The organism is Fretibacterium fastidiosum (genome assembly GCF_000210715.1).
Classification (GTDB): Bacteria; Synergistota; Synergistia; order Synergistales; family Aminobacteriaceae; genus Fretibacterium; species Fretibacterium fastidiosum.
In genome coordinates, this window is sequence record NC_021038.1 from 1,401,256 (window position 1) to 1,406,309 (window position 5,054).

5 protein-coding genes and 1 pseudogene are annotated in these 5,054 nt (G+C 64.3%); 5 read left to right on the forward strand and 1 reads right to left on the reverse strand.

The genetic code is table 11. The annotated features are described in order from the left end of the window. The 5 genes from SY1_RS06420 to SY1_RS06440 form a co-directional block, all read left to right on the forward strand. Nucleotides 1-592, forward strand: a 592-nt coding sequence (locus SY1_RS06420; RefSeq protein WP_208873126.1) for an ABC transporter substrate-binding protein, incomplete at its 5' end; no start/stop codon positions are given. Between the two features lie 166 nt (nt 593-758). Continuing rightward, nucleotides 759-1,640 (forward strand): branched-chain amino acid ABC transporter permease, encoded by an 882-nt coding sequence (locus SY1_RS06425; protein WP_015556544.1) that lies wholly within the window; start codon nt 759-761, stop codon nt 1,638-1,640. Nucleotides 1,641-1,644: 4 nt separating this feature from the next. Beyond that, nucleotides 1,645-2,721 carry a branched-chain amino acid ABC transporter permease gene (locus SY1_RS06430; protein WP_015556545.1) on the forward strand — a complete coding sequence of 359 codons (1,077 nt, stop codon included), beginning with the start codon at nt 1,645-1,647 and terminating at the stop codon, nt 2,719-2,721. Continuing rightward, nucleotides 2,711-3,559 carry an ABC transporter ATP-binding protein gene (locus tag SY1_RS06435; RefSeq protein ID WP_015556546.1) on the forward strand — a complete coding sequence of 283 codons (849 nt, stop codon included), beginning with the start codon at nt 2,711-2,713 and terminating at the stop codon, nt 3,557-3,559. Before SY1_RS06430 ends, SY1_RS06435 begins: the two co-directional genes overlap by 11 nt. A gap of 2 nt (nt 3,560-3,561) precedes the next feature. Then, nucleotides 3,562-4,284, forward strand: a complete 723-nt coding sequence (locus SY1_RS06440; RefSeq protein WP_015556547.1) for an ABC transporter ATP-binding protein — start codon at nt 3,562-3,564, stop codon at nt 4,282-4,284. 85 nt (nt 4,285-4,369) lie between these two features. Here the strand turns inward: SY1_RS06440 and SY1_RS06445 are convergent. Next, nucleotides 4,370-5,054 (reverse strand): annotated as a pseudogene (locus tag SY1_RS06445) (glucose-6-phosphate isomerase); the annotation flags it as partial.

A 5,054-nucleotide genomic window follows, 5' to 3' on the forward strand; every position in this document is an offset into this window, starting at 1 on the left:
CGCCAAGGCGAAGGAGCTGGGCATCGAGGTCGTCAGTGACACGACCTTTGCGGACGGCAACGACACGGACTTCTCCGTGCAGCTCACCGATGCGCAGAAGAACGGAGCGGAGCTGGTGTTCCTCCCCATGTACTATCAGCACGCATCCCTGATCCTGGCTCAGGCGGCCGGCATGGGGTACACGCCCCGGTGGTTCGGCGTGGACGGCATGGACGGCATTCTGACGATGGAGGGCTTCGACACGAAACTGGCCGAGGGAGTGATGCTCCTGACCCCCTTCAACGCGGATTCGGAAGACGAGCGCACGGCAAAGTTCGTGGCGGAGTATAAGAAGCGTTGCAAGGACGTGCCGAACCAGTTTGCGGCCGACGCTTATGACTGCGTCTACGCCTTCAAGATGGCCCTTGAGAACGCCAAGGCAACGCCCGACATGGACGCCCAGACGCTCTGCGGCCTCATGATCGAGCAGTTCACCTCCATGACCTTCTCCGGACTGACGGGGACCAACATGACCTGGAACAAGGCCGGCGAGGTGACGAAGGACCCGAAGGGCATGGTCATCAAGGATGGCGCTTACGTGGGGCTCGACTAGCCTCAACCGTCAGCGGGGGAGGGTGTCCGCCCTCCCCGCGCTCCTTTTGGGGGGTGCGTCCAGTGCGCCGGCATGTCCCGACCTGTTGGACGCGCCCTGCCGGAGGAGAGGATTCGGGGGCGACGGCGACTGCCGTTGCGCGGTTTCGGTTTTGAGAGGTGCGTTCATGATCTTTTTAAGCTTTATCATCAGCGGGATCAGCCTGGGCAGCATCTACGCCATCATCGCCCTGGGCTACACCATGGTGTACGGCATCGCGAAGATGCTGAACTTCGCCCATGGAGATGTCATCATGGTGGGGGCTTACGTCTGCTTCTACGCTGTCGCCCGTTATCAGCTTCCGGCCGTGGCGGGGGTGGCGCTTGCCATGTTCGTCTGCACGATTCTGGGCATCGTCGTGGAGCGCCTGGCCTACAAGCCCCTGCGTCAGGCGCCGTCCCTGGCGGTGCTCATCACGGCCATTGGCGTCAGCTACTTTCTGCAGAACTCGGCGCTCCTGCTCTGGACGTCGAACCCCAAGATCTTTCCCTCGGTGGTGGGAAAGGGGACCCTGAAGTTTTTCGGCGGGCAGCTCTCCATCTCCTACGTCACCATCGTCACCGTCGTCACCTGCGTGGTCATCATGCTGGCCCTGACCTGGTTTACGGGCAGGACCCGCATGGGCAAGGCCATGCGCGCCTGCTCGGAGGACAAGGGGGCCGCGCAGCTGATGGGGATCAACGTCGATGCCACGATCTCCATGACCTTCGCCATCGGCTCGGGGCTGGCTGCCGTGGCGGGGGCGCTGCTCTGCTCCGCCTACCCGACCCTGATGCCGACGACGGGTTCCATGCCCGGCATCAAGGCCTTCACGGCGGCGGTCTTCGGCGGCATCGGCTCCATCCCAGGAGCCCTGTTTGGAGGCCTGCTGCTGGGCGTCATCGAGATCTTCGCGAAGGCCTACATCTCGACGCAGCTCTCGGACGCCGTGGTGTTCGCCGTGCTGATCGTGGTGCTCCTGGTGAAGCCGGCAGGGCTCCTCGGCGTGCAGGTTCAGGAGAAGGTGTAGCGCGATGACGATAAAGAGGTTTGTCAACCTGAAACGGGCGGAGGCGCGGCGGATCTTCGCCACCTACGCCGTCGTCACGGCGGCCTACGGCTTCATGCAGATTCTGAGCGCAACGGGGCTCCTGAGCTCCACCATGAGGGGGATGCTGGTCCCCGTCTGCGCCTACATGGTCATGGCGATTGCCCTGAACCTCGTGGTGGGCATCCTGGGAGAGCTCTCCCTGGGACACGCCGGCTTCATGTCCGTCGGGGCCTTCACCGGCGTCGCCTCGGCCATCATGCTGCAAAACCTCATCCCCTTCGCCCCCGCGAGGCTGGCTGTCGCCATGCTGGTCGGGTCGGGCTTTGCCGCCGCCGCGGGGTTCCTCATCGGCATCCCCGTGCTGCGGCTGAAAGGGGATTATCTGGCCATCGTGACGCTGGCGTTCGGAGAGATCATCAAGAGCGTCTTCAACAACTTTTACCTGGGCATGGACTCTGGCGGCATCAGCTTCAGTATGCTGAGCGACAAAACGCGCCTTTTGCCCGGCGGACGCCTCATCATTGCGGGGCCCATGGGCATCGGTGGCATCCAGAAGATATCCACCTTCACGGTGGGCTTCATCCTGGTGATGATCGCGCTGGCTGTGATGTACAACCTGATGAACAGCCGTGCCGGACGCGCGTTCATGGCCATCCGGGACGTCTGCATAGCGGCGGAGAGCGTCGGGATCAACATCACGCGCTACAAGATGATGGCCTTCGTCACCTCCGCGGCGCTGGCCGGGGCAGCAGGGGCCCTCTTCGCCATGAACTACTCCACGATCGTCGCCAACAAGTTTGACTTCAACACCTCCATCCTGGTGCTGGTGTTCGTGGTGCTGGGTGGCCAGGGGAACATCCTGGGGTCCATCGTCGCGGCCGCGGCCCTGACGATCCTGCCGGAGAAGCTGCGCCAGTTCGCGGACTACCGGATGCTGCTCTACGCCGTCGTGCTGATCGCGGTGATGCTGGCCACGAACAACGCCGCGGTGAAGGGATTTTTGACGCGCTTCAACCCCTTTCTGAGGCGGGCGAGGGAGGAGGACGAACATGCAGTTTAAGCGGAGGAAGACGCGGCTGGTCCCCGTCCCATCCAATGCCGTGATCCCGGACCGGGACGCGGGCCGCGCCCCGATCCTGGAGTGCGTCAACCTGGGGATCACGCTGGGGGGGCTAAAGGCGGTGGAGAACTTCAACCTGACCATCGGGCGGACGGAGATCGCCGGGCTCATCGGACCCAACGGCGCGGGCAAGACCACGGTCTTCAACCTGCTGACGAAGGTGTACCAACCCACGGCGGGCACCATCCTGCTGGACGGGCAGGACACCAACAGCATGAGCACCGTGCAGGTGAACCGGGCGGGCATCGCGCGCACGTTCCAGAACATTCGCCTCTTCGGGAACCTCAGCGTCGCGGACAACGTGAAGGTCGCCATGAACAACGACATGCACTACGGCATGTGGAGCGCCGTGCTGCGCCTGCCGAAGTTCCGCCGGGAGGAGCGCGCCGCTCACCGCCGCGCCCTGAAGCTGCTCTCGATCTTCGACATGCAGGACATGGCGGACGTCCGGGCGGGGTCTTTGCCCTACGGCGCTCAGAGGCGGCTTGAGATCGTCCGCGCGCTGGCCACGAACCCGTCCCTTCTCCTGTTGGACGAGCCCGCGGCGGGGATGAACCCCTCGGAGACGGTGGAGTTGATGGAGAGCATCCGCAAGGTACACGACATGTTTCAGATCGCCATCATGCTCATCGAGCACGACATGAACCTGGTCATGAACATCTGTGAGGGCATCTGCGTGTTGAACTTCGGGCACGTTATCGCCAAGGGCACGCCGGAGGAGATTCAGTCCGATCCGGCGGTTATCGAGGCCTACCTGGGCCGGCAGGAGGGGGCGTAGCCATGGACCCCATTTTGAAGGTGGAGGGCCTTCACGTCTACTACGGCAGCATCCACGCGATCAAGGGGATATCCTTCGACGTGAGGGAGGGGGAGATCGTCACGCTGATCGGCGCGAACGGCGCGGGCAAGTCCACGACCCTGAACACGATATCGGGCCTGCTGCACCCCAAAAGCGGCAGCGTGTCCTTCCTGGGGCAGGGCCTGGCGCACACCGCGCCACATAAAGTGGTGGAACGGGGACTGGCCCAGGTGCCGGAGGGGCGGCGCATCTTCCTGCAGATGACCGTGAAGGAGAACCTGGAGATGGGAGCTTACGTTCGGATGAGGGCCGGGGGGGGCAGCGTCGCGGAGGACCTGGAGATGGTCTACGGGCTCTTTCCGCGGCTCAGGGAGCGCCGCCGCCAGGTGGCGGGCACGCTCTCCGGCGGCGAACAGCAGATGCTGGCCATGGGCAGGGCGCTGATGAGCCGCCCCAGGCTCCTGATGCTGGACGAGCCCTCCATGGGCCTCGCTCCCCTTCTGGTGGAGCAGATCTTCGACATCATCAGAAACCTGAACGAACACGGCTCCACGATCCTGCTGGTGGAGCAGAACGCGCGGATGGCGCTCTCCATCGCGAGCCGAGGCTACGTGCTGGAGACGGGGAAGATCGTCACCACGGGCACGGGGCAGGAACTCCTCGATTCCCCGGAGATCAAGAGGGCTTACCTCGGCGGAGACTAGGCCGCATCGATGAGCACAAAGGACGGGGGGCCGCCGGCCCCCCGTCCTTTGTGCTTCTGAGCGGCAGTACGCCCGACGGACGCCCCTATAGGCCCGCCACGCGCTCGGTCGTCCTGGCGGAGAGGGTGCGGACCTCCTCTGCGTCGGCCTCGAAGCCTTCCCGACCCATCAGGCCGTAGGTGTACTTCTTTCCCTGCTCGACCCCCGGCTGGTCAAAGGGGTTGACGTTCAGCAACCACCCCGTCATGGCCGTCACGTACTCGTAGAAGTGGATGAGCGCGCCCAAGCAGCGTGCGTCCAGCGCGGGGATCGAGAGCACGGCGACGGGGCGCCCCACCTTGTGAAGCGCGGCTGCCGTGGCCTGGGCCTCGAAGTTGCGCAGCTTATCCATGGACTTTCCGTAGAGGTAGGAGAGCTTCTTCAGGGCCTTCTCCGGAGCGGCGGGTAGGGCGATGTCGCGCTTGTCCTGCTCCACGGTGAGGATGGTGTAGAGCTTGTCGTCGGGCCCCGACGTGTAGAGCTGGATCTGGGAGTGCTGGTCGATGGCGCCCAGCGCACGAACCGGCGTGGAGCCCTTGCCCTCCTTGCCGAGGGACTCGCCCCACAGCTGGGCGAACCACTCGCCAAACTTTTCGAGGTGATCGGAATAGGGCATCAGGACGCTGATGCCGCGTCCTGCGTTCATGTGCAGGTAGTTCAGCCCGGAGAGGACCCAGGCCGGGTTCTCCAGCACGGACTGGGCGCCGGCGATCCGTCCGTCCATTTCTCCC

Excerpts from the sequence above, each read along its gene's own strand:
- SY1_RS06425 (WP_015556544.1), top strand. The coding sequence starts at position 759 with ATGATCTTTTTAAGCTTTATCATCAGCGGGATCAGCCTGGGCAGCATC.
- SY1_RS06430 (WP_015556545.1), top strand. The coding sequence starts at position 1,645 with ATGACGATAAAGAGGTTTGTCAACCTGAAACGGGCGGAGGCGCGGCGG.
- SY1_RS06435 (WP_015556546.1), top strand. The coding sequence starts at position 2,711 with ATGCAGTTTAAGCGGAGGAAGACGCGGCTGGTCCCCGTCCCATCCAAT.
- SY1_RS06440 (WP_015556547.1), top strand. The coding sequence starts at position 3,562 with ATGGACCCCATTTTGAAGGTGGAGGGCCTTCACGTCTACTACGGCAGC.